This window comes from Micromonospora endophytica, assembly GCF_003236305.1.
GTDB lineage: Bacteria > Actinomycetota > Actinomycetes > Mycobacteriales > Micromonosporaceae > Micromonospora > Micromonospora endophytica.
The window spans coordinates 17,277-42,717 of record NZ_POTX01000024.1 but is presented as its reverse complement, the minus strand read 5'-3'; the positions used below and the strand labels follow the sequence as shown (position 1 = coordinate 42,717).

Annotated in this window: 31 protein-coding genes; 6 read left to right on the top strand and 25 right to left on the bottom strand. The window is 68.9% G+C overall.

The annotated features are described in order from the left end of the window. Positions 1–3,639 (bottom strand): carbohydrate binding domain-containing protein (locus tag C1I93_RS06075; RefSeq protein ID WP_146603445.1); only part of this gene is annotated, 3,639 nt, incomplete at its 3' end. Beyond that, positions 3,639–6,470: a phage tail protein gene (locus C1I93_RS06070; protein WP_111242231.1), complete on the bottom strand. Its 2,832-nt coding sequence runs from the start codon at positions 6,468–6,470 to the stop codon at positions 3,639–3,641. The genes C1I93_RS06070 and C1I93_RS06075, both read right to left, overlap by 1 nt. Before the next feature lie 105 nt (positions 6,471–6,575). Here C1I93_RS06070 and C1I93_RS06065 point away from each other — a divergent pair, with 105 nt between their 5' ends. From C1I93_RS06065 to C1I93_RS31140, 5 genes are all read left to right on the top strand, one after another. Next, positions 6,576–7,427 (top strand): peptidoglycan recognition protein family protein, encoded by an 852-nt coding sequence (locus tag C1I93_RS06065; protein ID WP_111242230.1) that lies wholly within the window; start codon positions 6,576–6,578, stop codon positions 7,425–7,427. A 10-nt stretch (positions 7,428–7,437) separates the two neighbouring features. Continuing rightward, positions 7,438–7,827, top strand: a complete 390-nt coding sequence (locus C1I93_RS06060) for a hypothetical protein (protein WP_111242229.1) — start codon at positions 7,438–7,440, stop codon at positions 7,825–7,827. Then, the gene (locus C1I93_RS06055; RefSeq protein WP_111242228.1) at positions 7,824–8,069 is read left to right on the top strand and encodes a hypothetical protein; all 246 of its coding nucleotides are present in this window, start codon (positions 7,824–7,826) and stop codon (positions 8,067–8,069) included. Before C1I93_RS06060 ends, C1I93_RS06055 begins: the two co-directional genes overlap by 4 nt. A gap of 265 nt (positions 8,070–8,334) precedes the next feature. Next, positions 8,335–10,011: a P-loop NTPase family protein gene (locus tag C1I93_RS31145; protein WP_146603444.1), complete on the top strand. Its 1,677-nt coding sequence runs from the start codon at positions 8,335–8,337 to the stop codon at positions 10,009–10,011. After that, positions 10,004–10,813, top strand: a complete 810-nt coding sequence (locus C1I93_RS31140; RefSeq protein ID WP_146603443.1) for a hypothetical protein — start codon at positions 10,004–10,006, stop codon at positions 10,811–10,813. The genes C1I93_RS31145 and C1I93_RS31140 overlap by 8 nt, the downstream gene beginning before the upstream one ends. Positions 10,814–11,041: 228 nt before the next feature. Here the strand turns inward: C1I93_RS31140 and C1I93_RS06050 are convergent, their stop codons facing one another. From C1I93_RS06050 to C1I93_RS05940, 23 genes are all read right to left on the bottom strand, one after another. Then, positions 11,042–11,314, bottom strand: a complete 273-nt coding sequence (locus C1I93_RS06050) for a hypothetical protein (RefSeq protein ID WP_146603442.1) — start codon at positions 11,312–11,314, stop codon at positions 11,042–11,044. Between the two features lie 38 nt (positions 11,315–11,352). Then, complete coding sequence (locus tag C1I93_RS06045) at positions 11,353–11,703, bottom strand: hypothetical protein (protein ID WP_111242226.1); 351 nt, start codon at positions 11,701–11,703, stop codon at positions 11,353–11,355. A gap of 11 nt (positions 11,704–11,714) precedes the next feature. Further along, a complete protein-coding gene (locus C1I93_RS06040) occupies positions 11,715–12,146 on the bottom strand; it encodes a hypothetical protein (RefSeq protein ID WP_220039556.1) in 432 nt (143 codons plus the stop codon). Beyond that, positions 12,146–12,415 carry a hypothetical protein gene (locus C1I93_RS06035; RefSeq protein ID WP_111242225.1) on the bottom strand — a complete coding sequence of 90 codons (270 nt, stop codon included), beginning with the start codon at positions 12,413–12,415 and terminating at the stop codon, positions 12,146–12,148. Before C1I93_RS06035 ends, C1I93_RS06040 begins: the two co-directional genes overlap by 1 nt. 3 nt (positions 12,416–12,418) lie before the next feature. Further along, a complete protein-coding gene (locus C1I93_RS06030; protein WP_111242224.1) occupies positions 12,419–12,964 on the bottom strand; it encodes a hypothetical protein in 546 nt (181 codons plus the stop codon). Further along, positions 12,961–13,743: a hypothetical protein gene (locus C1I93_RS06025; protein WP_111242223.1), complete on the bottom strand. Its 783-nt coding sequence runs from the start codon at positions 13,741–13,743 to the stop codon at positions 12,961–12,963. Before C1I93_RS06025 ends, C1I93_RS06030 begins: the two co-directional genes overlap by 4 nt. Before the next feature lie 7 nt (positions 13,744–13,750). Next, on the bottom strand, positions 13,751–14,686 hold the full coding sequence (locus tag C1I93_RS06020; RefSeq protein ID WP_146603441.1) for a PKD domain-containing protein: 936 nt from the start codon (positions 14,684–14,686) through the stop codon (positions 13,751–13,753). A 128-nt stretch (positions 14,687–14,814) separates the two neighbouring features. Next, complete coding sequence (locus tag C1I93_RS06015; RefSeq protein WP_111242221.1) at positions 14,815–15,198, bottom strand: hypothetical protein; 384 nt, start codon at positions 15,196–15,198, stop codon at positions 14,815–14,817. 83 nt (positions 15,199–15,281) lie between these two features. Next, entirely contained in the window at positions 15,282–15,569 is a 288-nt protein-coding gene (locus tag C1I93_RS06010) for a hypothetical protein (protein ID WP_111242220.1), read from the bottom strand. Continuing rightward, a complete protein-coding gene (locus C1I93_RS06005) occupies positions 15,569–15,967 on the bottom strand; it encodes a hypothetical protein (RefSeq protein ID WP_111242219.1) in 399 nt (132 codons plus the stop codon). The genes C1I93_RS06010 and C1I93_RS06005 overlap by 1 nt, the downstream gene beginning before the upstream one ends. Beyond that, on the bottom strand, positions 15,964–16,470 hold the full coding sequence (locus C1I93_RS06000) for a hypothetical protein (RefSeq protein ID WP_111242218.1): 507 nt from the start codon (positions 16,468–16,470) through the stop codon (positions 15,964–15,966). Before C1I93_RS06000 ends, C1I93_RS06005 begins: the two co-directional genes overlap by 4 nt. Further along, complete coding sequence (locus C1I93_RS05995) at positions 16,467–17,009, bottom strand: hypothetical protein (protein WP_146603440.1); 543 nt, start codon at positions 17,007–17,009, stop codon at positions 16,467–16,469. The genes C1I93_RS06000 and C1I93_RS05995 overlap by 4 nt, the downstream gene beginning before the upstream one ends. Before the next feature lie 135 nt (positions 17,010–17,144). After that, positions 17,145–17,516, bottom strand: a complete 372-nt coding sequence (locus C1I93_RS05990) for a hypothetical protein (RefSeq protein WP_146603439.1) — start codon at positions 17,514–17,516, stop codon at positions 17,145–17,147. Positions 17,517–17,661: 145 nt separating this feature from the next. Continuing rightward, positions 17,662–17,856 (bottom strand): hypothetical protein, encoded by a 195-nt coding sequence (locus tag C1I93_RS05985; RefSeq protein WP_146603438.1) that lies wholly within the window; start codon positions 17,854–17,856, stop codon positions 17,662–17,664. Between the two features lie 115 nt (positions 17,857–17,971). Next, entirely contained in the window at positions 17,972–18,847 is an 876-nt protein-coding gene (locus tag C1I93_RS05980) for an N-6 DNA methylase (RefSeq protein ID WP_181445030.1), read from the bottom strand. A gap of 229 nt (positions 18,848–19,076) precedes the next feature. Continuing rightward, positions 19,077–19,370: a hypothetical protein gene (locus C1I93_RS05975; protein ID WP_146603437.1), complete on the bottom strand. Its 294-nt coding sequence runs from the start codon at positions 19,368–19,370 to the stop codon at positions 19,077–19,079. A gap of 116 nt (positions 19,371–19,486) precedes the next feature. Further along, the gene (locus tag C1I93_RS05970; protein WP_111242212.1) at positions 19,487–19,813 is read right to left on the bottom strand and encodes a hypothetical protein; all 327 of its coding nucleotides are present in this window, start codon (positions 19,811–19,813) and stop codon (positions 19,487–19,489) included. 184 nt (positions 19,814–19,997) lie between these two features. Further along, positions 19,998–20,390, bottom strand: coding sequence for a hypothetical protein (locus tag C1I93_RS05965; RefSeq protein WP_111242211.1), 393 nt, complete (start codon positions 20,388–20,390; stop codon positions 19,998–20,000). Between the two features lie 8 nt (positions 20,391–20,398). Further along, positions 20,399–21,226 carry a hypothetical protein gene (locus C1I93_RS05960; protein ID WP_111242210.1) on the bottom strand — a complete coding sequence of 276 codons (828 nt, stop codon included), beginning with the start codon at positions 21,224–21,226 and terminating at the stop codon, positions 20,399–20,401. Positions 21,227–21,289: 63 nt separating this feature from the next. Further along, complete coding sequence (locus C1I93_RS05955; RefSeq protein WP_223256573.1) at positions 21,290–22,993, bottom strand: major capsid protein; 1,704 nt, start codon at positions 22,991–22,993, stop codon at positions 21,290–21,292. Positions 22,994–23,102: 109 nt separating this feature from the next. Next, a complete protein-coding gene (locus C1I93_RS05950; RefSeq protein ID WP_111242209.1) occupies positions 23,103–23,552 on the bottom strand; it encodes a SitI3 family protein in 450 nt (149 codons plus the stop codon). Between the two features lie 15 nt (positions 23,553–23,567). Then, entirely contained in the window at positions 23,568–23,966 is a 399-nt protein-coding gene (locus C1I93_RS05945; RefSeq protein WP_111242208.1) for a CdiA C-terminal domain-containing protein, read from the bottom strand. 194 nt (positions 23,967–24,160) lie between these two features. Further along, a complete protein-coding gene (locus tag C1I93_RS05940) occupies positions 24,161–24,688 on the bottom strand; it encodes a DUF6244 family protein (protein WP_111242207.1) in 528 nt (175 codons plus the stop codon). 184 nt (positions 24,689–24,872) lie between these two features. On the opposite strand from C1I93_RS05940, the gene C1I93_RS05935 reads away from it, so the two are divergent. Next, positions 24,873–25,409, top strand: a complete 537-nt coding sequence (locus C1I93_RS05935) for an AAA family ATPase (protein WP_111242206.1) — start codon at positions 24,873–24,875, stop codon at positions 25,407–25,409. The last annotated feature ends 32 nt before the right edge of the window (positions 25,410–25,441 follow it).

The following is a 25,441-nucleotide window of genomic DNA, read 5'->3' as shown; positions in this document are numbered from 1 at the left end:
GTTCCCCGGCGACAGCCCCGCCCCGACACCGGCCAAGCCCGCCGCAGGCAGCGTCCCGTCGAGCTCCTGCACCGTCCAGCCCGGCCAGTAGCTGCCCGGCTCGTCCTTCCATACCGACGCCCGCACCACCTGACCCCGGACCTGCATGCGGAACCAGTACCAGTCGCCGACGCCGACCGGCACCTCCTCCCCCTGCCAGTCGCGCGCCGTCTCCAGCTCCGCCAGGACGATCGGCTCGCCGTCGTGCAGCATCTCCAGGCCGACGCCGACCGTGCCGTCCGGAACGAACGCCAGCCGAGCCGTGTACCCGTTCTGCTCGTCGACGTGCCGGCCGTGCAGGTACGCGTTGATCGGCTCCCCTCCCGGCGGCCGGGTGATCCGCACCCGCGCGTGCACCTCGACGTCCCGCACGGCAGGGCCGGTCACGACCTTCCTATCCACCGGCTCCGGCGTGATCCCGGCCTCGTCGATGAAAAGGCGATGCGACGGCGGAGCCTCGTCCGGCATGTACACGTCGCCGGCTACCTGCGCCGTGTCCTCAGGGGCCGTCCAGGAGAACGACAGCTGCACCCACGTGTTCGCCGGCACGGTCACCGGGTCGCTCTCGTCCAGGTCCAGCAGGTCGCCGTCGTCGTCGAACCAGTAGAGCGACAGCACCACGTCGCGGGACACGTCGCAGCGCACCCACGCTGCGAACCGCCACGTCGTTCCTGGCACCGTCTCGGGGCCCGGCTCGCACTCGACGAACACGAAGCCGTCTTCGCCGCTGGGCGTCAACAGACCCGACGCGACACCCTCATGGGCGTGCTCGGTCGACCGGACGAAAGTGCCGCCGGTCGGCTCCCAACCGGCCACGTCCGTCTCGAAGTACGGGTTCGCGTTCAGCGGCTCGGCCAGCTGGATTACCCCGACGCCGCCAGTCACCGACAGGTCCTCCGGCGGCCCGGACACCACCGCCCACGGGTCGCCAGGAATGTCGGTCGACCCGAACCCGCCGGCCGGCACCTCCCGCTCGAACTGGTCGTCCGCAGCCAACGGGTTCCAGCCGACGTCGGCCGGCGTGTCCGCTGCCGCGTACACCTGCGTCGTGTGGCCTTCCGGGCGCAGCCCCTCACACGGCGCCGGCCCACCGTCGACCGGCTCCGGCGTGTCCGCCACCTCGACGACCGTCACCTGCGCCAACTGCATCTGCCCGCGCTGCCGCTTGCGTCGCACCGACCCGGACGGCACCAGCAGCGTCGCCAGCCACCGGTTGTCCAGCTCGTCCCGCACGCACACGTACGGCACCTGGTCCCACGCCAGATCCCGCAGGCTACGAAACCCCCGGTCGAGGGTCTGCGCCGGCACCGCGACTGCGTTGACCAGCACGGTCCGAGTGAACTCCACACCGCCGCGTTCCAGCGGCCGAAACGCCGCCCGGTAGTCGCGGCCGTACATCGCCCGCAGCTCGACGTCACGCGCCTCCGGGAACGTGAAGTCCTCCCCCGCGTTGCGGTCCTGGTTCGTGACGTATGCCAGGTTGCCGGCCGGGTTGTGGTTGCTCGTCAGGATCAGCGCACCGACATCCACGCGGGTGCCGGTCACTCCCGGAGCGGGGATCGTCGCCGCGACCGGCGCCGACCAGGGCCCGGGAACCCCGATGCGGTGCACCATCCGAACCCGGTACCGCGACTCGACACCGACCCGCGCCTCGTAGTCGTCGACGGCGGTGACGTTCGGCGCGGCGACCAGCGCAATCGTCTCCCACGCCTCGTCGTCCATCGTGTCGTCCTGGCGCTGCACCTCGTACGCGCCCCACCCGGCCACGACCTCGCTGTTGACGGCATTCCACGCCAGCCGGTGGTAGCGGATGCCGGTCGGGATTCCGCCCGACGGCCGGTCGCACTGATCGTCGACGACCGCCAGCGGCTGCACAGCCGGCTGCACGACCAGGCCGGTCACCTCGTCCATCTCCCGGATCAGCATCAGCGTCAGGTCCGCCGACCGGTCGTCGGCGTCGTCGATGGTGGCGAACGCCTCCGCCCCGCCGTACGTCGCGTCGCTGATCGTGCTCGGCCCCCCGCTGCCCGGTTCGGCGTCCGCGCCGAGGACCTGCCACGGCGCTTCATCCTCGGCGGAGCTGGCGAACGCCCACCACAGCACCCCACCACCGCCGGCTGTCTCCAGCGGCGGATCCAGCCGCAGGGTGACCTCCCGCCACCCGTCGGCGACCTCCGGCAGCATCTCGAACTCGTCGACGCTGATCGTCGCCCTGGGGCCGAGGCTCATCCACGGGTCCGCCGGGTCGGCCTGGTACAGGTACAGCGGCTCCCGCGTGCCGGGCAGGTGCCGCGCGTAGAACCGCACCCACACGTACGTGCCGGCCTTGTCGTCGATGATCCGCTGCATCAGGTCGCCGCCGAAGAACCGCTCGGACACCGTGCCGATCGCCTGCGCCAGGTAGACGTGAGAACGGCTGTCGGCGTCGCCCGGCAGCGGCGACCCTTCGTACAGGACGATCGCCGGCAGGTCGTTGACCGTCTCCATGCTCGGCACGGCGCCCTCGCGGATCGTCTTGCGGAGCTGCACGCCGCGCAGGCTCGGCAGCGCGTCGACGGTGCCCAGCCGGTCAACCGGAACCGGCACCGTCGACGCCACGGACAGCTGTCCAGAGTGAGCCCGGCCAACCGTCACCGCGTACCGAGCACCCCGCCGCATGGACACCGGAAACCCGTAGTTGTACATCCCGAACAGCGGGATCTCGTAGTACGCCCCGCCCTGCTGGCCGGCACCTTCAGAGATGTCAAGCCCGCCGCCGCCGAGCCGGTTTTCCTCCCCGTACGTCACCTCCAACGCGAGGTAGTGCACGTGGAACACCGCATCCTCGAGTGCCGACCCGGCGACCTGGAGGCGCACGTTGATGTTCGTGCCGCCAGATGCCGCCCACGCCGTCAGCCCCGACGTCGGCGACGCCTGACCCGCCCAGTTGTACGGCATCCGCCACTTCGTGGTCAGCGGCGTCACCGCGGTGCTCCACCAGGGGTTGAGCTCGCCGAGCCGCGACCGCCGCACCTCCGTCGCCGCCTCGTGCAGCGCCGGCCCTGTCAGCGTCTCGTCCATCGGCCACACCACACCGGCCGACGGCCGTTCCAAGCCGAGAGTCACCGGCTCAGCCAAGTCGGCAAACGGGCCCGACATCACGTACAGCACCGACACGTCCAGGATCCGGCGCCGGAACAGGGCGGCCTGCGCCGCCGCGCCGGTCGTCGCGAACCAGAACCGGGCGGCGGCACCCGGCCCCGTCAGGGCGATGTGCCGAGGGTCGGACGGGTTCGCCACCGCGTTCTCCACGGACGTGGCGGACCCGGCCAGGGCCGCGCCAGCCAGCAGCGCCCCCGACGCGCAGGGAATCACCAGCTTCCGCACCGGTCCGGTGCCGGCGATCACGTCCGCCTGGTACAGGTTCACCAGCAGCTCGGTGCGCGTCGGCCGGCCCGGCGGCGTCGACGTCGACCGCAGCCACACTCGATCCACCTGCTCCGTGGCGGTCCTGAACGTGTACCCGACCTCGCTGGCGGTGTCCAACACGAGCGGCGCCTTCACCATCGGTGCCCACTGCATGCCCAGCACGTACGGCCGGTCCGGGTTGTACTCGCCCATCAGATCGTCCTCACCGTCGTGGCCACCGACCGCCGGGCCAACGTCTCCAACACGCCGTCGCCGACAGCCCGACCGGTGTCCAGGGCTTCCTGCCAGGTCGGCACGACACCCTCGAACACGACGGAGATCGCGCCCCTGTCGAACGTGATCGGCGTACCGCCTCCACCCATCTCTCCGGCGAGCAGAGCCAGCAGCCCGGACTCCTCGGCGAGCTGCCGGGCCCGCCGGGGCCGGGTCAGCGGGATAACCACCTCGTCCCCGGCCTCACCGCCGACGAACAGCGTCGGCCGGCGCAGGATCGCCCCGTTCGCCAGCATCGGGATTCGCGGCAGCGAGCCGGGGAGCACCGCGTCGACCCGTGCGATGCCCGAGTTGATCGCCCCAATGATCTTGTTCAGCTGGTGCCTGATCGTGTCCGAAATCGCCGACGCGATGCTGCCCAGCGACGGCACCTTCCGCAGCCCGTCGACGAGCTTCCGCACCAGCCCCGACCCGGCGGACAGGAACCGGCTGGCGTAGCCGGAGATCCGCCCCGGGATGCCGGCGATGAACGTCACGATCGAGTTGAAGCCGTTCACCGCTGCGGTGCGGCCCGCCGACACCGCGCTGCTGAACGTCGACTGGAGCCGCGTCCCCAGGCTCGACAACGCCGACAGCACCCGACCGGGCAGCGCCGTCGCGTACGACACCAGCGAGTCCACGCCCCTCAGGAACGCCGCCGCCGCCAGAGTCGCCGCCTGCTGGATCAGGTCACGCAGCCGGCCCGGCAGCGACGACAGGAAGCCGATGATCTGCCCCGGCAGCACCGTCACCGCGTACAGGATCAGCCCGATTCCGATGCCCAGGGCTTCCAGCGCCCGCCCGGCCGCGTCCGTGAACAGATCCCACAGGATCTCCGGCAGCCTCGACAGGAACGAGCCGATCTTGCCGGGCAGCTCCGCGAACCACGTCCCGATCGACTCGAAGAAACGCTTCACGGCCTGCCACGCCGAGGAGAACGCGCCGCCGATCGCTGACCCGACACCCGCCCAATCGATCGCGCTCAACCACGCGGCCACCTTGCCCAGCCACTCGGCGACCCCGGACAGCGGGGACAGCAGCCACACCAGCGCCGACGCGAGCGCCGACACCAGCGGCGCAACCGCCTTCGCCGCGAGGAACCCCACCAGCGCCGCCGCGACCCGGATCAGCGGGGCGACCAGGGCGACCGCGACGACCGCGAGCTGCGCCACCAGCTCGATCAGCGGCGTAATAGCCAACAAGATGTCGACCAGCGGCGGCAGCAGCCCCACGATCGTCGGGATCAGCGGCATCAGCGCCGACACCAGCTGCACGATCAGCGGCCCCAGCGCGGTCAAGATCGGCGCGAGGGCGGACCCGAGGGCGGCGACCACCTTGCCGAGCGGCGGGCCCAGCTGCGTGAACAGGTCGGCCAGCAAGCCGGCGACCGGCGCGAGAACCGCGGTGAGGGTCTGCCCAATCTGGAGCAGCACCGGAGCCAACGCGCTGACGACCGGCGCGAGCATCGGCCCGAGCGCGTTGAGGACCGTCGCCAGCGGCCCAACCAGCATCGTGATCAGCTCGCCGATCACCGGCAGCAGCGGCGCCAGCGCGAGAGCGATCGACGCGATGACCTCACCGACCGGGCCCAGCACCGGCGCGAGCGCCTGAATACCGACGGACAAGGCCTCCATCACCGGGCCAACCGCACCGGCGATCGCCGCGAGCGCCGGCCCGAGGGCCGTGACGACAGCTTGCATCGCAGGCACGATGGCCTGCGCCATCGACCCGAGCGCCGGCACCACCGACTCACCGATGATCGACAGCAGGGTCGTGAACACCGGCGCAAGCCCGGCCGCGAGGGTGCCCAGCGTGTTGAACACCCCGAGCAGGGCGCTGCTGCCCTCCGCCGTGGCGAAGAACTCCCGCACCCGGCCCGTCACCTCGACCAGGCCGGCGAGCAACCCTCCGGTGCTCGCCTCCGCAGCGGCTTTCAGGACGCTGGTCAGGATCGAGCCGACGTTCGCCGTCAGCTTGCCCAGCTGCCCCATCACCACACCGGCGCGGTCGATCGCCGTCACGGCGGCGCCGCTCTCCGCCATAGCCGACAGCCACGTACCGAACCGGACCGCAGCATCACCGGCGAGTTCGGACACCCGGCCGATCGACGGCAACGCCACCGCGGTGATGTCCCGGAACCCGGCCAGCAGCGGCTTGATCGACGTGGCCAGGTTCCCCACCGACAGGCGGGCGGTGTCGAGAATCCCCGACAACGTCTGCACGGTGCTCGTCTCGCGGGAGAACTCCAGCACCGCCCGTGCTGCCCGCCCCCACTCGGCGGCCACGCCGGTCAGGCCGGTGCGCAGCGGCCCGGCGAGCACCGAAGCGGTCGCGGACAGCTGTCCCACCAGTTGCGAGGTGAACGCGTCCTGCGCGGCGACCCGCACGTCCGACAGTGCCGGGAGGATCGCCCGGAACTCCCGTACGAGTCGCTGTGCCTGCGGCGACAGGTCCTCCAGCGCCTTCTCGAACTTCGCGAGATCGTCCTCGCCTGCGGCGGCGAACGCTTCGCCGAGGCCGCGGGTGGCGACCATCAGCGCGCCGAGCGCGGCCCCGCCGACACCGGCCGCCGCCGGCAGGGCGTACAGGGCGCCGCCCACCGACGCCAGCGACCCCGCCAGGCCGATGATCTGACCGGACGCGGCAGCGGCGCTCGCGCCGATCGCCGCGATACCGCTGACCTTCAGGGCCTTCGTCAGCCCCGCTCGTAGTTGCGGCGCAAACCGCGACACGTCGCCGATGATCTCGATGTACGCCCGCCCCAGAGCCACATCCTCAGCGTAAGCCAACCCGCACGGTCACTATTAAGCATTGCGGCCGTATAGTTGTGATGGTCGTCCCCCGACAGCCGATCGACGCTGCCGGAAGGACAACCAGTGGACATCATCAGCCGCGCCGAATGGGGTGCCCGACCACCCGAAAGCCGCGACGTGACCACCTGGACAAAGCGAACCGCCTTCATGGGCCACTACTCGGCCGCCAGCGCCACTCAAACCCCCCGCCAAATCCAGGACTTCCACATGCGGAAGCGCGGATGGGCGGACATCGGCTACAACTTCCTCATCTCGTCGACCAGCGGCGTGATCTTCGAGGGCCGAGGTTGGCTGACCATCGGTGCGCACTGCGCCGGCCACAACACCCCGGCGATCGGCGTCTGCGTCATCGGCGCAGACAAGCCGGACGTGCAGGACGTCTCCGACGCCGCCCGCCGCTCCTTCAAGTGGCTCTACGAGGAAGCCAACCGGCGTAAGGGCGGCAAGCTGACGCTCCTCGGCCATCGCGACCGCGGTGCGACCGCCTGCCCCGGCGACGAAATCTACTCGTGGCTCAAGGCCGGTCTGCCCATAGTCGGGCAGCCGACACCCGCTCCGAAGCCGCCCGCCGGCAGCAAGCCCGCGCCCGGCACGTCGCTCGCGTTCCCCTTGCCCGCCGGTTGGTACTTCGGTCCGGCCTCCGGCCCCGACTACTCGGTGTCCGGCCTGTACGAACGCTACTTCCGCGGCCGCACGGACCGGGCCTGGCTCAAGGAATGGGCTATCCAGCTCGGCCGGCGCGGCTGGAACGTCGGCAAGGGCCGCCGCTGGCTCAGCCAGCACGGCAACGACGGCATCTACGGCCCCGAGTACCGCGCCTTGGCGCTAGCGTTCCAGCGCGACCAGCGTCTCCGCCAGGACACGCTAATCGGCGTCAACACCTGGACCGCCGCCTTCAACAACCCGGTCACCTGACCCGCCGCCGATGACGCCCGAAGTCATCTTCCTGCTGCTCGGCGGCGGGTCGGTCGTGGGCGTCGTCGTCGACCGTCTCGTGACGTGGCTGGTCGGCCGGCGCAAGGAACGCATCTCGCTGGCCGACCAGTCGACCCAGATGGCGGAACGTCTGCTGGTCCGCATGGACGCTCAGCTGGCCGGGGCCGAAACGAAGCTCCAGCTCGCCGAGACGCAGATGGCGGCCGCGAACCTGACCATCGCACAGCTCCGCGAGGAGCTGACCCGCACCAAGGGCGAGGTCGCCCAGCTACGCGCTGAGCTACGCAGCCGCCAAGACGTCTCCGCTGAGCGTGACCGGCTCCTGGTCGAGAACGCCCAGCTCAAAGCTCAGGTCATCTCACTCGGAGGACAACCGTGACTCACACGACCCAGACCCGCCACCCGTGGCGGGCGACCCTTCGCACGATCTTCGCCGCCGTCATCGGCCTGCTGTCTCTCCTGCCGACCATCGCACTCGCGGCCGGCGTCGACGACGTGCCGCTCATCGCCCAAGCCCTCGGCGTCGCCGCCGCGGTGACCCGGATCCTCGCGATCCCCGGCGTAGACGCCTGGCTCCGGCAGCACCTGCCGTGGCTTGCCAGCGCGCCTGCCGATGGGTAACCGCCCGTGGGCATCCAACCGGGAGACGTCGCTGCCGCGCACCACCGCCCGGAGCAGTCAGCGCCACGGACCCGAAGGCCCGAAGACAAAGGGGTGCCCGCGCATCAGTGGTCGCTTCCGGAGTTGGTGACGTTGCGTGATGGGCGTTGACGGGGGCCGGTCGTCTCCTCGGTTCCGGTCAGACGAGAAGGGTGCTTGGCTGACTGCCTCCAAGGGGTAGCAGCATGTAGCCTGGCACAACGAATCACGATAGACGGGAGCAGTGATGCCCGAGGACGGCCTCGCAAGCGTCTTCGAGGAACGGGCTGAGTATCTTTCGGAAGAAGACCTACGAGCATGGACCCAACGAACTCCACGAGATTCCGAGATACTGTCCCGGCTTATAGGTCCGGGCCCAAAGCTACTCACTGGTCCACGCGGTTCCGGCAAGTCAACCTACTTGCGGCTAGCATACTTCAAGATGCTTGAAGAAGGCCAAGTACTTCCCATATATGTCAATTACGGCAAATCGCTCGCCCTGGAGCCATTGTTTCACCAGAAGGCCAACGCCTTGGCACTCTTTAGGCAGTGGGTCCTGGCAAAGATTATCGCGGGTGTTCCTCGATTCGCAAGAGAGTCACTGGCGGGCACTCCGTTCGATCAGACTCGCGAGATTGCAAACCGGCAAATCCGCAGCCTTGAAGCAGGCCAGGCACCCAACTCTCTAGAGTTCTCCTTATCTCCGTCCGAATTGGTTGACTCTCTTGAGGAGTGGGCGGCTGCGGCTGGTCGCCGGCGAGTTGTACTCCTGCTCGACGATGCGGCCCACGCTTTCTCGTCAGACCAGCAGCGGGAGTTCTTCGGCATCTACAGAGACTTGCGCAGCCGCTACGTGGCACCCAAGGCCGCCGTGTATCCCGGAGTAACAACCTATACTCCCACCTTTCACATCGGCCACGATGCCGAAATGGTTGAGGCATGGATGCGGCCGGATGACGATGAGTACCTTCCTGTAATGCGAGGGATTGCTGAACGGCGCCTACCCGAGGCGATGCGTAAGCGTCTTGAAGGTCGCGAAGAGTTGCTAGACCTCCTAGCCTTGGCGAGCTTTGGCCTGCCACGGGGCTTCATTCTGATGCTCTCAAGCCTTCTAGGCGTGGAGGAGGCAGCATCGCCACGCATCACGCGATCGCGCGCCGATGCGGCTATCAGCGAATATGCCTCTAACACGAGGGACGTGTTCAAGGCGCTAGCAGTGAAGTTGCCAAGATTCAAAAACTTTGTTGAACTCGGGATGCAGCTTCAATCATCGATGATTGCTTCCCTGCAGCGGTATAACCGGGGCAGGGCGGCCGAACCGGTTCGAGCCACGATCGTAGCAATAGGGGAGCCCGTCGAGGAAGAACTGAAGCGTATCCTCGCCCTGTTGGAATACGCGGGGATCATACGTCGAATGGGTAGCGTTAGTCGTGGCGAGCAGGGTTCGTTTGAGCGCTACTGGGTCCACCATGCACTACTACTTTCCGAGAACGGCCTTGCGCTCGGCCGGAATCCGTCGACAGCCTCCGCCCTTCGAGCACTTACTGGCAGAAACGCTCAGCTTTATCCGCGAACTAAGGGAGCCCAGCTCCTCGGCCCTGACTTCCGCGAGCGATGCACACTGGACCTTCCGCCGTGCGGTGCATGTGGTGAGCCCCGCCTCTCCGCCGAGGCTCGCTATTGCATGAAATGTGGTTCCAGGCTGACCGAGGCTTCTATATACAAGGAACTCTTGAGCGCAACGATTGACGCGTTACCAATTACACCGAACAAGATTGACAGCATCCTTGTCGGGACGAACCTACGGACAGTGCAAGACATTCTTTTGGACGACGAGGCAACTCAGCTGCGGTCTGTCCCGTACATCGGCCCCGTTTGGGCTGAACGAATCCGGAGGGCCGCCGAGGAGTTCGTGTATGTCTGAGCCGGCTTGGATAAGAGTATCGCAAGCAGGGGTTCCCGCAAATCTCCGCACAGAGAACCTAATCCAAACCTGGACCCCGTCACTTCGGTCGCCGATAGACGAATTCTTAGATGATCTCCGAGTTGTTGTAACCTCTGCCACGCCCATCCTGATCGAACGCGACCCACGAGCGGCGTCGATGCTCGTGGTTCGCGTTATTGGCAGCGTTGAGAGCTACATCAGGTCCGTCCTATCACGCGCAGCCTGCATCTGCCCTCGCGCCCAGGGCGTCAGCGATTCCAGTCAGGTTACTCTGTTCGCCGCGCGTCGCTACGAAGGAGACTTTCTTGCACTCACCGTGCTCGAAGGGAGCAGTTTGGCAGATGCAGGTGAGATCAAGAAGCGAACGAGGACGATGCTCGGCATCGAGATCAGGAATGGATCCGACCTCGACGAAGCTCTACACGAATTCTCGAAGGCGTGCCACTTTCGCCACGCCGTCGCCCATGCTGCTGGCATACTAAGTGCTCGGAATATGCTTGCCTTAGGCGTTGAGCCACCAAGCCAGCCACAGCAGTTCGCGATGACGGTCGCTGGGATCCAGGAAATATCGGCAGTATGCGAAACGATCGTTCGGACCTACAATCGCTACATTTTCCAGCGACTTGTTGAAGGCTGGCTGGGAGATGGCAGTCTAATCGGCACATGGGAAGACGATCAAAGGATATTCGAGCCAATATTTTCACTCTTCCATTCCGCCACCGACAACAGTGTTCAGATGAACCCGGCAGATATTTGGCGCGAGGTGATGAGAATTTCGTAAACAGTTGTTTCCTTGGCAAGGCTACAGGCCCGATCGCCGTAGACCGAATCTCGCATGCCGAGGACGACTCGCGTGCACAACGCTCTGAGCCCGGCCGACATCAGCTAAAACAAGCGGACGGAGCGCCCTTGCTCGTAAATTCACATCACTGCGGTCCGGTGCAAATACGGCCCCTCCGCTACGACGAAGCTCGCCTGCGCCATTAAAGCCACAGTCCAATCGCCGTAATCAACGGGTAGCGCCTCCCCTGCTCCGAATTTCATCCTGCCCCCGTACCGTCCGCCGCATCCCGCCCAACGCCCGGCTAAACGAGCCGTCCGTCTCGTCGTCCGACCATTCTTCGCGGCCATCCAGGTCGGCACCGGCGGGTGACGTCTCCAACGTCTGGCGAAACTTTGCCACGTCTTTCTCGGTGCCGCCCTCCACCCACCAGGCGTAGATCACGTCCAGCAGCGACGGCAGCGGCAGGTCCAACGGCTCCCGGCCGGTGCGCAGCAGCATCGTGCCGTGGAACTCGGGCCAGCGTTTGACCGCCAGGGTCAGGAGGCGCTGCCCGACCCAGTAGGGCGGCCGGACCACTCCTCACACACGTACTCGAAGATCCCCATGGCGTCGGCGAAGTCGAAGCTGTCCGTCGTGTTCAGCAGCCGGCGCCGGAACACCACCAGGCTGGCCGGGTCGAGGGTCTGCTCGAAGAAGTCGAGTACCGCCGCCACCTGGTCCGCGTCGGTACGGCTCGATGACGCCGCCGCCATCAGGTACGCCAGCTGGGCGTCCTTCGGCGCCCGGCAGACCATCTCCACCGTGTCCAGCTTGAACGTCACATCCGGCAGCTTCTTGCCATCGCCGGCCGCCTGCGCCGTCTTGGCGCTGGTCGTGAACTCCCTCATCGTGTCCTCCCCTATCTGCGGACGAGCCGGAACCCCTCCTGGCGCGCCACGTCTTCCATTGCCTCTCGCAGCCACGGCTGCGCCTTGGTGCCCGGGTGGTTCACCAGGCTGGTGAACACCACCTGGCCGCCTGTCACAAACCGCAGCACCCCACCCGTCCGCCGGGGGCGGATCACATGCGCTGCGGTGCCGTCGTGCACGGCCGCCGCGTACTCGACCGTGTTCTCGACGAACCCGTACACCCGGCCGACGCGCACCCCAACCTCTTCGCGGTGCGCCGTCCGCAACCGCCCGGTGTCCACCGGGCAGGTCAGCACCGCCCTGGTTCGCACCCGCCTCGCCACGCTTCCGATGAACCGCACCACCGGGCCGACCGGCCCGTACAGCAACCGCCGGATCTCCCCCGCGTTCAGGTCGATCCGCACATCGGTCCGCACCGCCATCAGCGCCGCCGCGACCGTCTCGCCGGCAGCGGCTCACCGTCGCCGGCCGGCGGCTCGTCACCGTCGTCGGCCGCCGGGCCCGACGGAGCGTCCTCGATGGCAGCCAACGGGCCCGCCGGAGGCTCGCCGCTGTCCAGGACCTCGTACCGGCCGGCGTCGACCAACTTCGCCAGCTGCGGCGTCCACTCCACCCCGTGGCGCACCTGCCTGTCGGCGACGCCGGGCATCGCCGTCAACGCCCGCACCGTCACCGTCTGCCCGTCCCGCATCGGCTACGTCTCCTCACACACGCAGATGTTCGTCATCACCGCGACCAGCACCTCCTGGCCGACGCAGCCGCCGGACGGGCCGACGCTGGACTGCTCACCGATCCACACCGACTCGACCTGCGCGCCGTTCTGCAGCTCGCACAGCACCGTCCGGCGGATCCGGCCGGCGTCGTCCGCGAGCTCACCGGCCGACCGTTCCAGGTCCGCTCCGGTCGGCGGGTTCCCGCCGTCGTCGATGGTGGGCGCGCACCGGGCGGTGCCTACGCCCAGCTCCACCGCCCAGAACGCGCCCGGGTCCGCGCCGTCGTCGAGCGGCGTGCCCCGCCCGCCAGGGAACTCGCCGGGCAGCACCGGGTAGGTGCGTACGATCCGCACCCACGCCTGCCCGTCGCAGCACGAGTCGATGGCCACATCACGGCCCGGCACCACCGCACACACCGCCGGGGGGCCACCGAGCGCGTCGGTCAGCGCCTCGTCGACGAGGGCCCGTAGCCGCACCGCGACCGGCCACGCCACCTCGTCGGCGACGATCAGCTCCGGGAGCGTCACGACGTTCGTCTCCTGCCCCTGTCCAGGTCCGGCGACCACACCACCGAGTCACGAGGCAGCCGGTGCGGGTTCACGATCCGCAGCCACTGGTCAACCTCCGGCAGACCGGTCATGCCGTCCCTCAACAGCTGCGACGGGTCTACGAACGTGGCCTGTACGCCTTGCCGCACCACCGACTGCACCCGCCTCGGCAGCCGGCAGGTGCTGTCGTTCGTCAACGCCTTCGCCACCTCGCAGGCGTACTGTCCGGCGGCGATCCGGCCGCCCGGCGGCACCGGAACACCACGGCGGTACGTGACCGCCCACGCGCCGGGCTCGTCGTGGCCGAGCCTCAAGTCCTGCGTCCACGGCCAACCCTCACCGTCGACGCGTACCAGCCACCGCCGGTCCTGCACCACGTACGCCTCGGCAGGCACCACCTCGCCGTCCACGACCACCCGGGTGACGTCGTTGACCGGGCCGGGCAGCGAAAGCTCAGCCGCCGACGGCACACACTCGCAGCTGCCGGCCCCGACGCAGCCGCACCAGGTCACCGCCAGGCTGCCGTACGGCATCGTCAGCCACGGCTCCCGCCGCAGCCACGCGTCGTAGGTACCGCGCCGGCACGGCCGCACCGTCGATGGGCACAGCCCGTACCGGCGGCCGGACAGCGACCACAGCACCTCCGTGGCGAGGTCCGCAGCTGCCGTCCGGGCCGCCTCGTCGATCGTGTCCCAGCCCTTGCAGTACGCCGTGTTCAGCGTCCACTCGCACGGGCCGGTCCGCGCCGGCTGCGTCACCGCAGCCTCAGGTGGCCGGAGCGACGAACGACAGGAACCGCTGCGCTCCCGACGCCGTATGCGTCACCGTCACCAGGTACGTTCCCGGGCTCGCGTACTGATGGCTCACCGACGCCGCCTCAGCTGGCCCCGCCGCCGAGGTGCCGTCACCCCAATCCACCGTGTACTCGGCGCCGGGTGGGCCCGGCACCCACGTCGCGGTGAACTCGGCGGTCATGTTCGTCTCGTCGCTGTCGTCGGCGGCCACGGTGCCGTCCGGTGGCCGCGGCGTCAGCCCGCACGTCGGTGCCGGCGGCGGCAGCAGCGTCCAGTCGAGGTGCAGCAGGTCGTCGTCGCCCATCGGGTCGGTCAGCGGCGCGACACCCGTCGTCCGCAGGTACACGTCGTACGGGCCGACACCCCACTCCGGGTTCTCGATCGCCTTGCCGGTCAGCGTGAAGTTCGCCGCCCCGTTCTCAATCGTGAAGTCCCCGATCATCCCGTCGATGATCTGCGGCAGCAGGAAGTACCCGAACCGTGGCCGGGCCATCGTGCCGCACCGCTTGAGCTGGGTACCCGACCACACCTCCAACGCCACCGCCGAGTCGAGGTTCAACCGGCTGGTGATCCGCAGGCCGGTGGCGGTGCCGTCCTCGTCGAGCAGCACCGGCTGCCCCGTGAACAGCGTGTACAGCTCCGGGTCGACCCGACCGCACGTGACGGTCACGTTGTACAGCTTGATCCGCCGCCGAGCCGGCTCGTACACCAGCCGGTCGCCGTTGGCGTCTTTCTGGTCGATCTCCTCGCCGTCGTCGACCTCGGCGGCGTACTCGACCGAGATGAAGCCCTTCGACGTGACGTGGACCGGCCAGCCTCCGGCGCCCAGGATCGGGTCGCCGCACACCCCGAGCTTGGTGGCCCGGAGCATCTTTCCCTTCACGGGGGTGTCGCACACCGCGGACATCGGCACATCCTCAGCAGGAGAGTCCCATGCCCGGCCCGCAGCCAGCGGCGTATACCCCGCCAGCGTAGCCGAGAGGGCGCCGGCCCTGGGTGGGACACAGCGCCCTCGTCAACGAGCTGTCAGCCGCACTACCGGGGTGCCGCCGGGTGAGTGCCGAGCACCAGGTCCCGCACCAGGGCCTCGATCTGCTCTGCCTGCCCGTGCGGCACCCGGAACGAGATCGTCGTCGCGCCGGCCACCACCGCGACCGCAGTGTGCAGTCCGTCGCGCTGCGCGGCCACCGACTGCACCGCCCGCATGGCGAGCATCTGCCGGCCCTGCTCCTTGAACCGGGGCCGGCACGCTCGGAACAGCAGCGTGATCCCGACCGTGTAGACCGCGAGGATCACCAGCAGTACGTTCGCCACCTTCGTGCGGCCGGGCTGGCTCCACTCGATCCGGTCGGGCCATACCACGACCCGCGCGTTCCGTCCGGCTACGTGGCTCTCGAACCGCGCCAACGGCTCCATCATGGTCGCTCCACAGTGAACGGGGCCACACCCTGGCTGGGTGCGGCCCCGATCCTAGACCGACTGGCACAGTGCCAGCCGTCCCATCAGGTCAGCTGACGGCCGTCGATCACCTTCACCGTCGCGCCGATCTCCGCGAGTTTCGCCCGCACGTGCTCGGCCACCTCGTCCCACGCTTCGCCCGTCAACACCGTGGCGGTACGCCGCCCGTCCTTGATCGCGGTCACCATCACCGCCGAGTCGACGTCGAGTGCCCGGCCCGTCCGCTCGCACGTGATCCGCCGCTGCACCGCGTACAGCAGCGTCTCCCGGTCCAGGTGCCGGTTCCGCTCTTCCTCGTTATCCGCCATCAAGGCCCTGAGCACGTTGTTCATCAGTGCCTCACCGGGGTCAACCACGGGCCGAGCGGCTTGTTCGACCGCGCCCGGCAGCCCACGCACAGCGGCTGCACGTCCACACCCGCCGCCACGTCGACGCGCACCGGCGTCGTCGAGGGGCACCCGGCGCAGCGCAGCTGGAGAGTCCGCTCCACACGCAGGCCCATCAGCAGCATCCCGCGCGGCACGAGGGTTTCCCTCGGCTGCCCGCCGCCAACCGGCATGATCACCAGGTTGACCGTCGTCGGGAAGTCCCCCACGGACTGCACGTCGGCGATCTCAACCAGCCTCCCGAACAGCAGCACCTGGTCGCGGCGGACCAACTCCTCGGTCCGGATCGGCTGGCCCTGCCTCGGCCTCGGCCTCGGCATCGGCTTCTCGTTCGACTCGCTCATGCTGCCTTGTCCTCTCCTTGGTCCAGCCAGCACCAGCGGGCCTCCACGTCGACCACCAACTGCTCCGTCATCCCGGCCCACACGTCGGCCGGCAGCGTCGCCAGGTGGTGCCACCGGCCGCCCCGGGCCGCGTAGACGTGCAGTGCCCCCATCTCGTGCTCCCACAGGTAGGCCCACCCGTCGTCGGTGGGCGTGCCGCCGCCCAGGTCCCCCGCCAAGGCCGGGCCGGGCTCGCTCGTGTTCGCCGCGAGCCCCAGGCCGCGCACGTACGCCCACTCGGGGCGACGCTCGGCGACGGCCTGCTCCGGCCACGGCTTGTACGCCAGCACCGACCAGTCGCGGCCCAACAGCGCCTCGACCATCGCGGCCGTGTCCCGCCGGAACTTCGCTGCCCAGATCACCCGCATCTGGGCGAGGGTTCCGCTGGGCTGGCCCTCCAGGGCGACCCGCCGGGCCTGGAACCGTCGGGCTCCGGGCTCGAACTTCCCGACCAGCGCGTTCACTGCGCGGTCACCTCCTTCATGCGTTCCCGCACGGCGTCCATGTACATCCGGAAGTCGGCCGCTCTCCACTGCGCCGAGTAGCCGGCCTTCTGGACCGACAGCACCTCGTCGAGGGGCAGCGTCGGCAGCTCGTGCACCGACCAGCACGCCCACGACCGCCACCGCTTCGGCCCGCGCTCGGGGAGCACCCCGAGGTAGACGTGCAGCCGGTGACCGCCGAACAGGTACGCCCACTCCCGGTCGTACGCGTTTTCGGTCGCGATGTGGCCGCGCAGCGGCTCTTCGTCGTTGGGGCTCGGCACACCGACCAGAGGCCCGGCGTCGCCGGTTCCCGGCAGGGTGTAGAGCCGCGACCAGTCGGTGCGCATCAGCTCGTCGACGGCCGCCTGCACGTCGTGCGCCATCAGGTCGTGCACCAGCACGGACAGGGCGGGCACGATCATCGTCGGGCACGCGTCGTGCTGGACATGCCGCGCCTGGTAGAAGCCGTCGGCACCTTCGGTGCCGACCAGCGCGCGTAGACCCACGTCAACCTCCACGTGAACTGGGTCTTGCTCGGACAGATACCTTGCCGCTGTCCGGCCGCAATCGTCAATAGCGGCCGGACAGCTAGAGCCCGGCTAGGGACTCCGCACCGGGGCCGGGCGACCAGCCCGACCCCGTCTACGCAGCCACTAGGCGCGCTGCGGGACCGTCACCACACCGATCCACTCACCCCACCCCTGCGCCGGGTCCGCGTCCGACTTCCGGTGCACCGCCACGGCTGGGCCACGCACGTCGAAGCCCTCGCGCAGCAGCACCTCGACCGCCCGGCGCATTTCCTCCACGCCGTTGTCCTCGCTGCGCAGCTCGATCACCGCCTGCGACACCACCATCGGTCGCGCGTCGCACTCGTCGGCCGGCTCGCCAGCGTGCACGCAGCGCGGGGCGTGCGGGTCCGCAATGTGCTCGCGGCAGTGCACGCACCGGTCCTCGCCGTCGTAGCAGGCACCGTTCGGCCCGCACTCCGCGACCCGCAGGCCGCGCTTGATGCTGTGCTTGCCCATGTTGACCTCCACGTGAACTGGGCAGTTCTCCTCACTCGTACGGCCACCTTTGTAGTTGGCGGCCGTACAGGTCGAAGCCCGGCTAAGGGCTCCACACCGGGGCCAGGCACCGCCCGGCCCCGCCTACGCAGCCACCAGACGGCCGCTACGCCGCCCTGGCCACGCCCTCGAACTCGGCCGGGCCGTGCTCCTTCTTCCGCCACACGCCGGCCCTGTCGCGGTGCAGCTCGAAGCCGGCCTGCTCCAGGACTGCGAGGATCTGGCTGGCGGTGGCCATGCCGTCGACCGCGCGCACCTCGACGTGCACCTCGAACGCCTCGGCGGGCCTTGCGTCGCTCATCTCGACCTCCACGTTGGGGACTGCATTGCGTACATATACATTGTATGCGATCGAACCTCACGCGCACATAGAATATGTACACACGAGGCTGTGTAGCGGGTCACACAAGCGCAGGTCAGAACAGGCGCCCCTGCCGGTACGCCGCCTCAGCGTCGAACGTGGACGAGGCCGGCGGCGACGGCGGGGGCGAGGGCTGCCGAGGTGCCGACTTCGGCACCGCCTTCCGCATGTGCCGATCCAGCGCACTTTCCGGCGTCGGCAGCTCCAGCAAATCCCGCACCGCACGGATCTGCTGGGCCAGCTGCCAGGCCCGCCGCATCTCATCGATGGCGATCTGCCGGGTCCGCAGGGCCTCGTGCATCCACGCTTCCAGCAGCCCGTCACCGCAGCCGACGACCACCCGCCAGCCCAACCCCCACAGGTGCATGTTCACCGCGCACAGCGCCGCCGCGAGGGGATCCAGGTCGTTCGCCCACCACTCGCACGTCGCCGGGTCGAAGCCCTTCTCCCGCATGGCCCGGGCCGCGCCGAGGAACATCGTGCCCGTGCCGGCGCACGGCTCCAGGACCCGCTGGCCCTCCTCCGGCCCCGCCATCTGGCCGATCAACTCTGTCACGTCGACCGGCGTCAGGAACTGGCCGATGCCCTTCCGCCCGCCGTGGCTCTTCATCTGCTGGAGTAGCGTCCCCAGCAGGTCGTAGTCACCCCACCCGTCCGGCCCGAACCGGCCGAGCACTCCGCGCCGCAGCGCCGCCTGGCCAACGGCGTGCACGGCGCGCTTCGTCGTCTCATCCGGCTCATCCTCGGTCCACTTCCACAGGTGCATGGTCCGCGGGTTCAGGTCGGGCCTCAGCGCCGCGAACTCACACCACAACCGCTGCATCAGCAGCCAGAAGCCCTCGTGGTCCAGGCGCTCCGCCATCTCGCCCACTCGGGCGAGATGGTCGGGGTCCGGCGCCTCTCGCGCCAGGATCGCCAGAACAGCCACCACCGACATCGGCACCTCGACACGGGAGCCGCCATACCGGCTGTGCCATGCCTGGTCGACCGCCTCCGCGATACCCCGCGCGTGCTCTCGCGGGTCTGACGGCACGGCGTTCGCGCGCCACGCCACCGTTGTTGACGTCATCTCTCCTCCACGTGAACGCCGCCGGCTCTTCCGCCGGCGGGAACGGCAGCGCCCCCGCAGCCAGGGCGGCTGCGGGGGCGCTCGGTGCGGCTCAGCGCAGCCGCAGCACCTGCATCTCGGGCACGCCCACCACCGTGGGGTGCGACAGGTCGTAGAAGTTCAGCCGAACGTTGCCGCCCAGGTCCTGGACCACCGCCACGGCGTGCGCGTCGGCGTACACCTCGGTCCAGTCGACGCGCGGCACGCTGTCGCGGCGGCGTTCGCCCAGGGCCGCCAGGTCGAACGACACGACGTCGCCGTCCTCCACCTCGGACAGCGCGACCGGCTTCCACTGGTCGGCGGTCGGAATCTGCTCGAACAGCTCAGCTCGCATGGTCGCGGCCATCTCGTTTCCCTCTCGTCTCTCTCGCTCGGTCAGCAGCAGGTGCCGCACGTGCCCGACGTCGGCAGCTAGCAAGAGCGCGCCGGCCGGGAAGCCCCGGCCGGCGCGCGCCGGTTTACTCAGCTCGCCCGGTGGGCCTTCACGGCCTGCGCGACGAGCGCGAGGGCCGTCCGCCGCTCGGCCACCTTCATCAGCGCCGCGTCCACCACCGCCGCCTTGTCGGTCACGGCGGCCAGCAGGTCGCCGCGCACCGACGTCCGCAGGTCACCCGCCGTCGCGACCGCCACGGCGCTCGCGGTCGCCTCGGTCAGCCCGGCGGCCTGCCGCTCCAGCTCCCGCTCGGCCTCGACCAGCCGCACGGTCAGCTGGAGGATCATGCCGCACCGCTCGGCGCCCTCAGCCTCGACACCGAACTCCTTGAGCAGCTCGTTGATCCGGTTCTCCATCTCGGTCCCTCCTAGCGGGATGGCGCGTTTCGTACATATTCATTGTATGCTTCAAGCACTCTCCACGTACATATTTTTTGTACGAAGGGGGTGTGGAGCGAGTCACACAACAACGCCGCCCCGCCCGGTCCACGGGGAAGGGACCAGACGGGGCGGCGCAGCCCGAGGCGTTGGGGTCAGCCGGTCAGCGGCTCCGCGATGACCGCGACCGGACCGCCTTGCTCGGCGGCTGGGACGCACCGCTGGCCGGCTCGGCGTCCATCTCGGATCCATCGGCCCGGGCGACGACCGACGCGCTCTCCTCACCGACCTCAAGCGGCGCACTCTCTCCGCCGACCTCAGCCGACGTGTTTTCCTCGCCTCCCTCGGCCGCCACGTTCAGACTCGGCTGCACCACCCGGCTATCGCCGGTGCCGAGAACCGCGTCCGCGATGTCGTCCGGCACCTCGAACGCCAGGCTCAACGCCCCGTCCGTGTTCGTCCGTACCTCGTGGTGCCGCTCCGGGCCGGCCAGGTCGAGCAGCTGCCGCGCCAGCCGCCCAGCGTCCTTTCGGTCCGTCGGGTAGATCAGCGTCATCTCTCCTCCTACGCCGGCACACCCGGCAGCTTGACCTTCACCGCCGCCACCGTGCAGCCCCACCCCACCGTGTAGAACCGCTCAGCAACCGCGAACACCTCGTTGCTTGTACGGTCCAGGGCCTCCGGAAGCCTCGGCAGGAACACCGCCGACCTGCGCACCATCACCGGCCCCGTCGCGTACAACCACGCTTCGTCCGCGTCCGGCACGTCGCCGTCCGGCCCGATGCCGGTCGTCTGCACGAAGGCCACCGGGTTACCCAACGGCGCGACGAGCCGCGGCCCCTCCAGGCGGGTCAACTGCTTCGACACACACCATCCGGCCGTCCACCGCGGAGCCCACAGCACGCCGAGCACCCCCGCCGCCTGGGCCAGGTGCGACTCCAGCAGGCCGACGCCCGTCTCCAGAGCGACCGGCGCCGCGTCGGAGCCAGCGAGCACCGGCGTGCTGGCCGCCGCCAGGTGCGGCGTTGTGCCTTCATCGCCGCTCCACACGTAGTGCTCCAGCGACTGCTGCTCGACCAGGCCCATCGCGCGCCGGGCCCGGTCCAGCAGGTCCGGCCTGCCCGGCAACACTCCGGTCAGACCCGTGTACAGACGGATCACCTGGGACTGCGCCAGCGGTACCCCGTCGGGTAGTTCCATCGCCGCCCGGTTCGGCTCGGACGCCGCCGCCGTGTTCGTCGGCGCAGGCGCATCGACGCACTGCGGTTCCCACTCCACCCCGGCATGGAACTCGCGTTGGTCCGCTGGGTCGACCACGGCCGCCGCCGAGAACAGGCCGTACCGGTACGGCATCGCCGTAGGGGCATCGACGTATACAAAGGGCTGAGTCACCCGCCACCTCCCTGTGAAACTGGCGGCCGCACCGGTAGGGCGCGGTCCCCGTCTACGGGTTGCTCAGTCCTCGGACGCCGCGCAGGAGAACGCGACGGTCTGCCCGGTGACACCGGCCGGGCACAGCGGCACGGTGAGCTTGTACGACACGTAGCACCGCTTCACCAGCAGCGTCGCCTGCTCCGTGAACAGCGCGATGTACTCGTTGTCCTTCAGCTTCATGCTGTCGTAGACGGCCGACAGGTCGATGATCGGTTTCGTGCCCTTCACCCAGGTACCGGGCGCGTAGATCAGGAAGTCGACCGCGCCCGGCCACTGGCCCGGCGCGGTGGCCCCGCCGAATCCGGCACCGCCCGCGTTGACGTAGCCGTCCTGCCAGTCGTAGATGAACTGCGGACGCAGGTGCCTCCGCGTGAACCATGCGGTGATCTGCTCGTCGGTCACGTCGAAGTAGTTCACCCCCGCCCGGCGCGCCATGTCGGCCCGGATCCAGTCGAGCAACCACAGCGGCGCGACGCACTCCAGCAGGGCCCGCCGGCTCATCCGGTACCGGTACCGGTAGTCGGTCGCCGCGAGCGACAGCGCACCAAGCACCGCGGTGGTCGTCTCGTCGCCGCCGATGTCGCCGCCCAGGGTGAGCGTGAACTGCGTCGACTGGGATGGCGCGGTGGCCATCCGCTGCACCATCCGCGCGTTGATCTTGTGCTCGTGGGCGGTCATGGCCCGCCGCACCACATCACGGGTCAGCTCCGGCCACACCGCGTTCTGCACGATGTCCTGCTCGATCTGCACCCCGTCGACTTCAAGACGCGTCTCCATGAACTCGACCGTCGGCACCCGGTAGCTCAGCTTCTCCGTACCGGCAATCGAGTCGGCTTCCGTCTGCACGAACCCGGTCGCCGAGTACAGGGTGGCGAAGTCAAGGTTCGCCGGCACCTTGATGCCGCCGCCGCGCGGGATCGAGATACCCGGCAGGTCGAGGATCCCCTCGGTCGTTTCCAGCCCCTCGCACAGCTCCCACAACGTCTCCGATGGCGCACCCCAACCACCTGCCGCAACGAGGTTCCCGCCGGTCAGGCGCGACTCGCTGCCGGCCAGGTCGATCAGTCCCAGGTCGACCAGGCCGCTGCCCCCAGCCACTAGGGCCTGGTCGACCGGCAGCTCCACCCGAGCCACGTTCTGCTTGATGCGCGTCTGCACCTGCGACCCCACGCCACGTGGGAACCCCGCGAACTTGTCATCGAATGCCGCCGCGACCTCGGTCACCGACGAGAACACGTGCCCGTGCGGCACGTTCGGCACATCCGCCGCCGCCTTGATGATCGCCGATCGGCCGCCCTGCGTCACCCTCGGCTTCGGCTGCCGGCGGGCCGCCCGCCGCGCCAGCGACGCCACGACCGGCGTCGGCTCCGGTACAGGTTGCTCCTCGACGGGCGTCTCCCCGACCGGGCTGCCCTCGGCCTCGTCTTCGCCTTCACTCGATTCCCCGTCGCTGTCGTCGCCCTCGGGCTCATCCGCGTTGCCGTGCACGGCGGCGTCCAGGTCGTCCAGCTCCGACGCGACGGCCGCCGCGTCCTGCTCGATCTGCTCCTGCCGGGCGCGTACCGACGTGACGAACGTGGCCAGCTCCCTCAACTGGGCTAATCCGGCGGCGTCAAGGTCCGGGGCGTCGCGGAGAGCGTCGAACGCGGCTACCGCTTCAGTCTCCAAGCGGTCCAGCGCATCGAGGTCGAACCCGTCCAGGCTCGAAGGGATCTCAAACTCCACCGTCGGCTCCTCAGCACGGTAGGGATCTCATCCCGACCGGCCCGCAGCCAGCATCGGCGGTACAGCACCCAGACTAACGCAGCGTGGAGTGCGCAGGCTCAAGGCGGGCTTACGGAAGGAGTTCCCCGACGCCGTAGTTGTCCCACCACGAGAGCTGGTGCGTGGTCAACGTTCCGGCTACGCGGGTGAGCAGAAGCCAGTTGCCGTTCAGGACCAGCGCGGCGTCTTCGGACCGACCAGCGAGCACCCGGGCCACCGCCGCGACCATGTCAGGCGTCGCCCTGCCTGCGGTGTCGTCCTTGGGCATGTGGAAGACGATGTTGACGTACGTGTCGGGTTCCCATTCCCATTGGGAGCCGTCGTCGTCTTCGGCGTCGAAGTAGCCGTTGCTGCCGCCATAGACGCTCACCGAGTACCCGGAGGTGTGCATGAGGTCCGCGCTGAGCAGCCGCGGGTAGCCCGGCACGGTCGACTCCTCGACGCCTTCCGGGGCGGCGAGTGCGGCCACCTGCTCCAGCGGGATGTCCCCTGCCAGGGTCAATCGGTACTCGATAGCCACGCGTTGCCTGCCTTCTCAGTCTCGCCGGACGATTTGAATGATCTCACCGTGGCGGGTCACGGCCGTGAGTTCCTTGAGGTGGTGGACGGGCCAGTCGTTGAACTGCTTCTGCAGGGCGCCGAGGTCACCGCGCCAGTCGTGCAGGTTCAGCACCACCCGTTGGGTCTGCTGGCTGGTCACCTTCTCCGACACTTCCGTCCACACGCCTCGCACACCCTTTGTGGGCGTCGGTGAGTAGCAGTCGAAAACGTGACCCTCGATCAGATAGTCCGGTGCCTTGTCCGGCTTCCCGATGTCGCCGGTGTTCTGGCGCGCTGCGGCGATCTCCGGTCTGGACGGGTTCTGATGGACCCAGTAACCCTTGCCGGCGACGGTGTCAGCGCAGGCGTTCTCCAACTCCAGTGCACGCCGCACCCGGGCGTCTTCCCGCGGTGGGATCCGAGTCCGCGGGCCGCTCGGCGATCCGCCAAGGACACCGGTGGGCTGCCGGCTCCACGGGACCAGGCCGTGTTCATCGGAAGCGCCACCAGCGTGCGGGGAGCCAGGGTTAGTCGACTCTGCGGCGGTAGACGGGTTCGGGCTGGCCGGTCCGTGACCGCCAGCCCCACTCAGTTTCCCGAGGAACCGAGCTGCCGCGCCTCGGCGACCGCCGACTCGACGTACTGCCGGGCGGTGCCGGTGCGTTGGACCACCATCACCAGGACCTGCTTGATGCCTTCCAACGCCTGCAACAGCGGACCAGGCTGTCCACCCTGCAACACCATGGTGACGAGTTGCTGGGCCTCACCGACCTGCTTGATGGTCCCGGCCGCCGCATCGCGGGCACTGTCCACCGCAGCCTGAACGGGTGTCAGCCCGGAGACTGTCTCCTGCGGAGTCGCTTCGCGCGGAACCGCCGCGGTCGCCTTCGTCGCCTCACCAATCGCACCGGAAAGGCTGCCCAGGCCGCCCTGGATAGCGGTGACGGCGCTACGCACCCGGGTCAACCCCGCCGCCACAGCGGCAAAGCCAGCCCCTGCAGCCCGTACGGCCACTTCCTGCGCCTGCCGGTCAGCAGCGGCCGCCAGTCCCTGCGCGCGCTCGACGCCCGTCAGCAGTGCACGCAACTCACCAGTGATCTTGTCAACGTGAGACATCCGACCGCCTATCGACCGAAGCTAGCAAAGGTGCTCGACCGCGAAGGTACGCCGCTCATCCCCGGCGCTCGCGGCGTGACTCGACAAGGCTACGCAAGAGCCGTTATCACCGACCCACGCGGTACGGTCCTGAGGTCTAGCGTGAGGTCGGACGTCCGGATCGGCCGATGAAAGGGGTTGCTCCATGCGGGTGATCTGGCTGAATGGCGCTTTTGGCGCGGGAAAGACGACTGTTGCCGAGCGGCTGATCAAGGACGATCCGCAGCTGTTGCTGTTTGACGCTGAGCTGCCGGGTTTCATGTTCCGCGAGATTGTGCCGCTCCCATCTAGCGGAGACTTTCAGGATCTTCGGGTATGGCGCCGCGGGGTGGTGGATACGGCAGTATCACTGCTGGAAGAGTACGGCCGTACGCTGGTGATCCCGATGACGGTCGTGGTGCCTGAGTACCTCGACGAGATTTTCAGCGGCCTGCGGGCGCGCGATGTTCACGTCGACCATTATTTCCTTGATGTCCCAGCGAGTGTTCTTCGGAAGCGCTGCGAGGCGCAGTCGATTTGGCCGAATGACCCCGAGCGTGACGCCGAGGTTCGTGCATGGCGGTTGGAACAGGTTGATCGCTGTGTCGCTGCGGCAGGCGCGGTGCCGGCTGGAACGACCGTCCTCGATGGCGACTTGCCGGTGGGTGAGCTGGCGGCACTGGTCGCTCGGTCAGCAAGCTGAGTCAGGCATCTGGCTTCTGTCCAAGATCGCCG

What these genes read in the sequence shown, in the direction of transcription:
- C1I93_RS05990 (WP_146603439.1), bottom strand. Translation starts at nt 17,516, where the DNA reads ATGGGCAAGCACAGCATCAAGCGCGGCCTGCGGGTCGCGGAGTGCGGG.
- C1I93_RS05975 (WP_146603437.1), bottom strand. Translation starts at nt 19,370, where the DNA reads ATGGCCGCGACCATGCGAGCTGAGCTGTTCGAGCAGATTCCGACCGCC.
- C1I93_RS31145 (WP_146603444.1), top strand. Translation starts at nt 8,335, where the DNA reads ATGCCCGAGGACGGCCTCGCAAGCGTCTTCGAGGAACGGGCTGAGTAT.
- C1I93_RS05985 (WP_146603438.1), bottom strand. Translation starts at nt 17,856, where the DNA reads ATGAGCGACGCAAGGCCCGCCGAGGCGTTCGAGGTGCACGTCGAGGTG.
- C1I93_RS06050 (WP_146603442.1), bottom strand. Translation starts at nt 11,314, where the DNA reads ATGCTGCTGCGCACCGGCCGGGAGCCGTTGGACCTGCCGCTGCCGTCG.
- C1I93_RS06010 (WP_111242220.1), bottom strand. Translation starts at nt 15,569, where the DNA reads ATGAACAACGTGCTCAGGGCCTTGATGGCGGATAACGAGGAAGAGCGG.
- C1I93_RS06005 (WP_111242219.1), bottom strand. Translation starts at nt 15,967, where the DNA reads ATGAGCGAGTCGAACGAGAAGCCGATGCCGAGGCCGAGGCCGAGGCAG.
- C1I93_RS05965 (WP_111242211.1), bottom strand. Translation starts at nt 20,390, where the DNA reads ATGACGCTGATCTACCCGACGGACCGAAAGGACGCTGGGCGGCTGGCG.
- C1I93_RS06020 (WP_146603441.1), bottom strand. Translation starts at nt 14,686, where the DNA reads ATGTCCGCGGTGTGCGACACCCCCGTGAAGGGAAAGATGCTCCGGGCC.
- C1I93_RS06035 (WP_111242225.1), bottom strand. Translation starts at nt 12,415, where the DNA reads ATGCGGGACGGGCAGACGGTGACGGTGCGGGCGTTGACGGCGATGCCC.
- C1I93_RS06060 (WP_111242229.1), top strand. Translation starts at nt 7,438, where the DNA reads ATGACGCCCGAAGTCATCTTCCTGCTGCTCGGCGGCGGGTCGGTCGTG.
- C1I93_RS31140 (WP_146603443.1), top strand. Translation starts at nt 10,004, where the DNA reads ATGTCTGAGCCGGCTTGGATAAGAGTATCGCAAGCAGGGGTTCCCGCA.
- C1I93_RS05935 (WP_111242206.1), top strand. Translation starts at nt 24,873, where the DNA reads ATGCGGGTGATCTGGCTGAATGGCGCTTTTGGCGCGGGAAAGACGACT.
- C1I93_RS05940 (WP_111242207.1), bottom strand. Translation starts at nt 24,688, where the DNA reads ATGTCTCACGTTGACAAGATCACTGGTGAGTTGCGTGCACTGCTGACG.
- C1I93_RS05970 (WP_111242212.1), bottom strand. Translation starts at nt 19,813, where the DNA reads ATGGAGAACCGGATCAACGAGCTGCTCAAGGAGTTCGGTGTCGAGGCT.
- C1I93_RS06015 (WP_111242221.1), bottom strand. Translation starts at nt 15,198, where the DNA reads ATGATGGAGCCGTTGGCGCGGTTCGAGAGCCACGTAGCCGGACGGAAC.
- C1I93_RS06040 (WP_220039556.1), bottom strand. Translation starts at nt 12,146, where the DNA reads ATGGCGGTGCGGACCGATGTGCGGATCGACCTGAACGCGGGGGAGATC.
- C1I93_RS06045 (WP_111242226.1), bottom strand. Translation starts at nt 11,703, where the DNA reads ATGAGGGAGTTCACGACCAGCGCCAAGACGGCGCAGGCGGCCGGCGAT.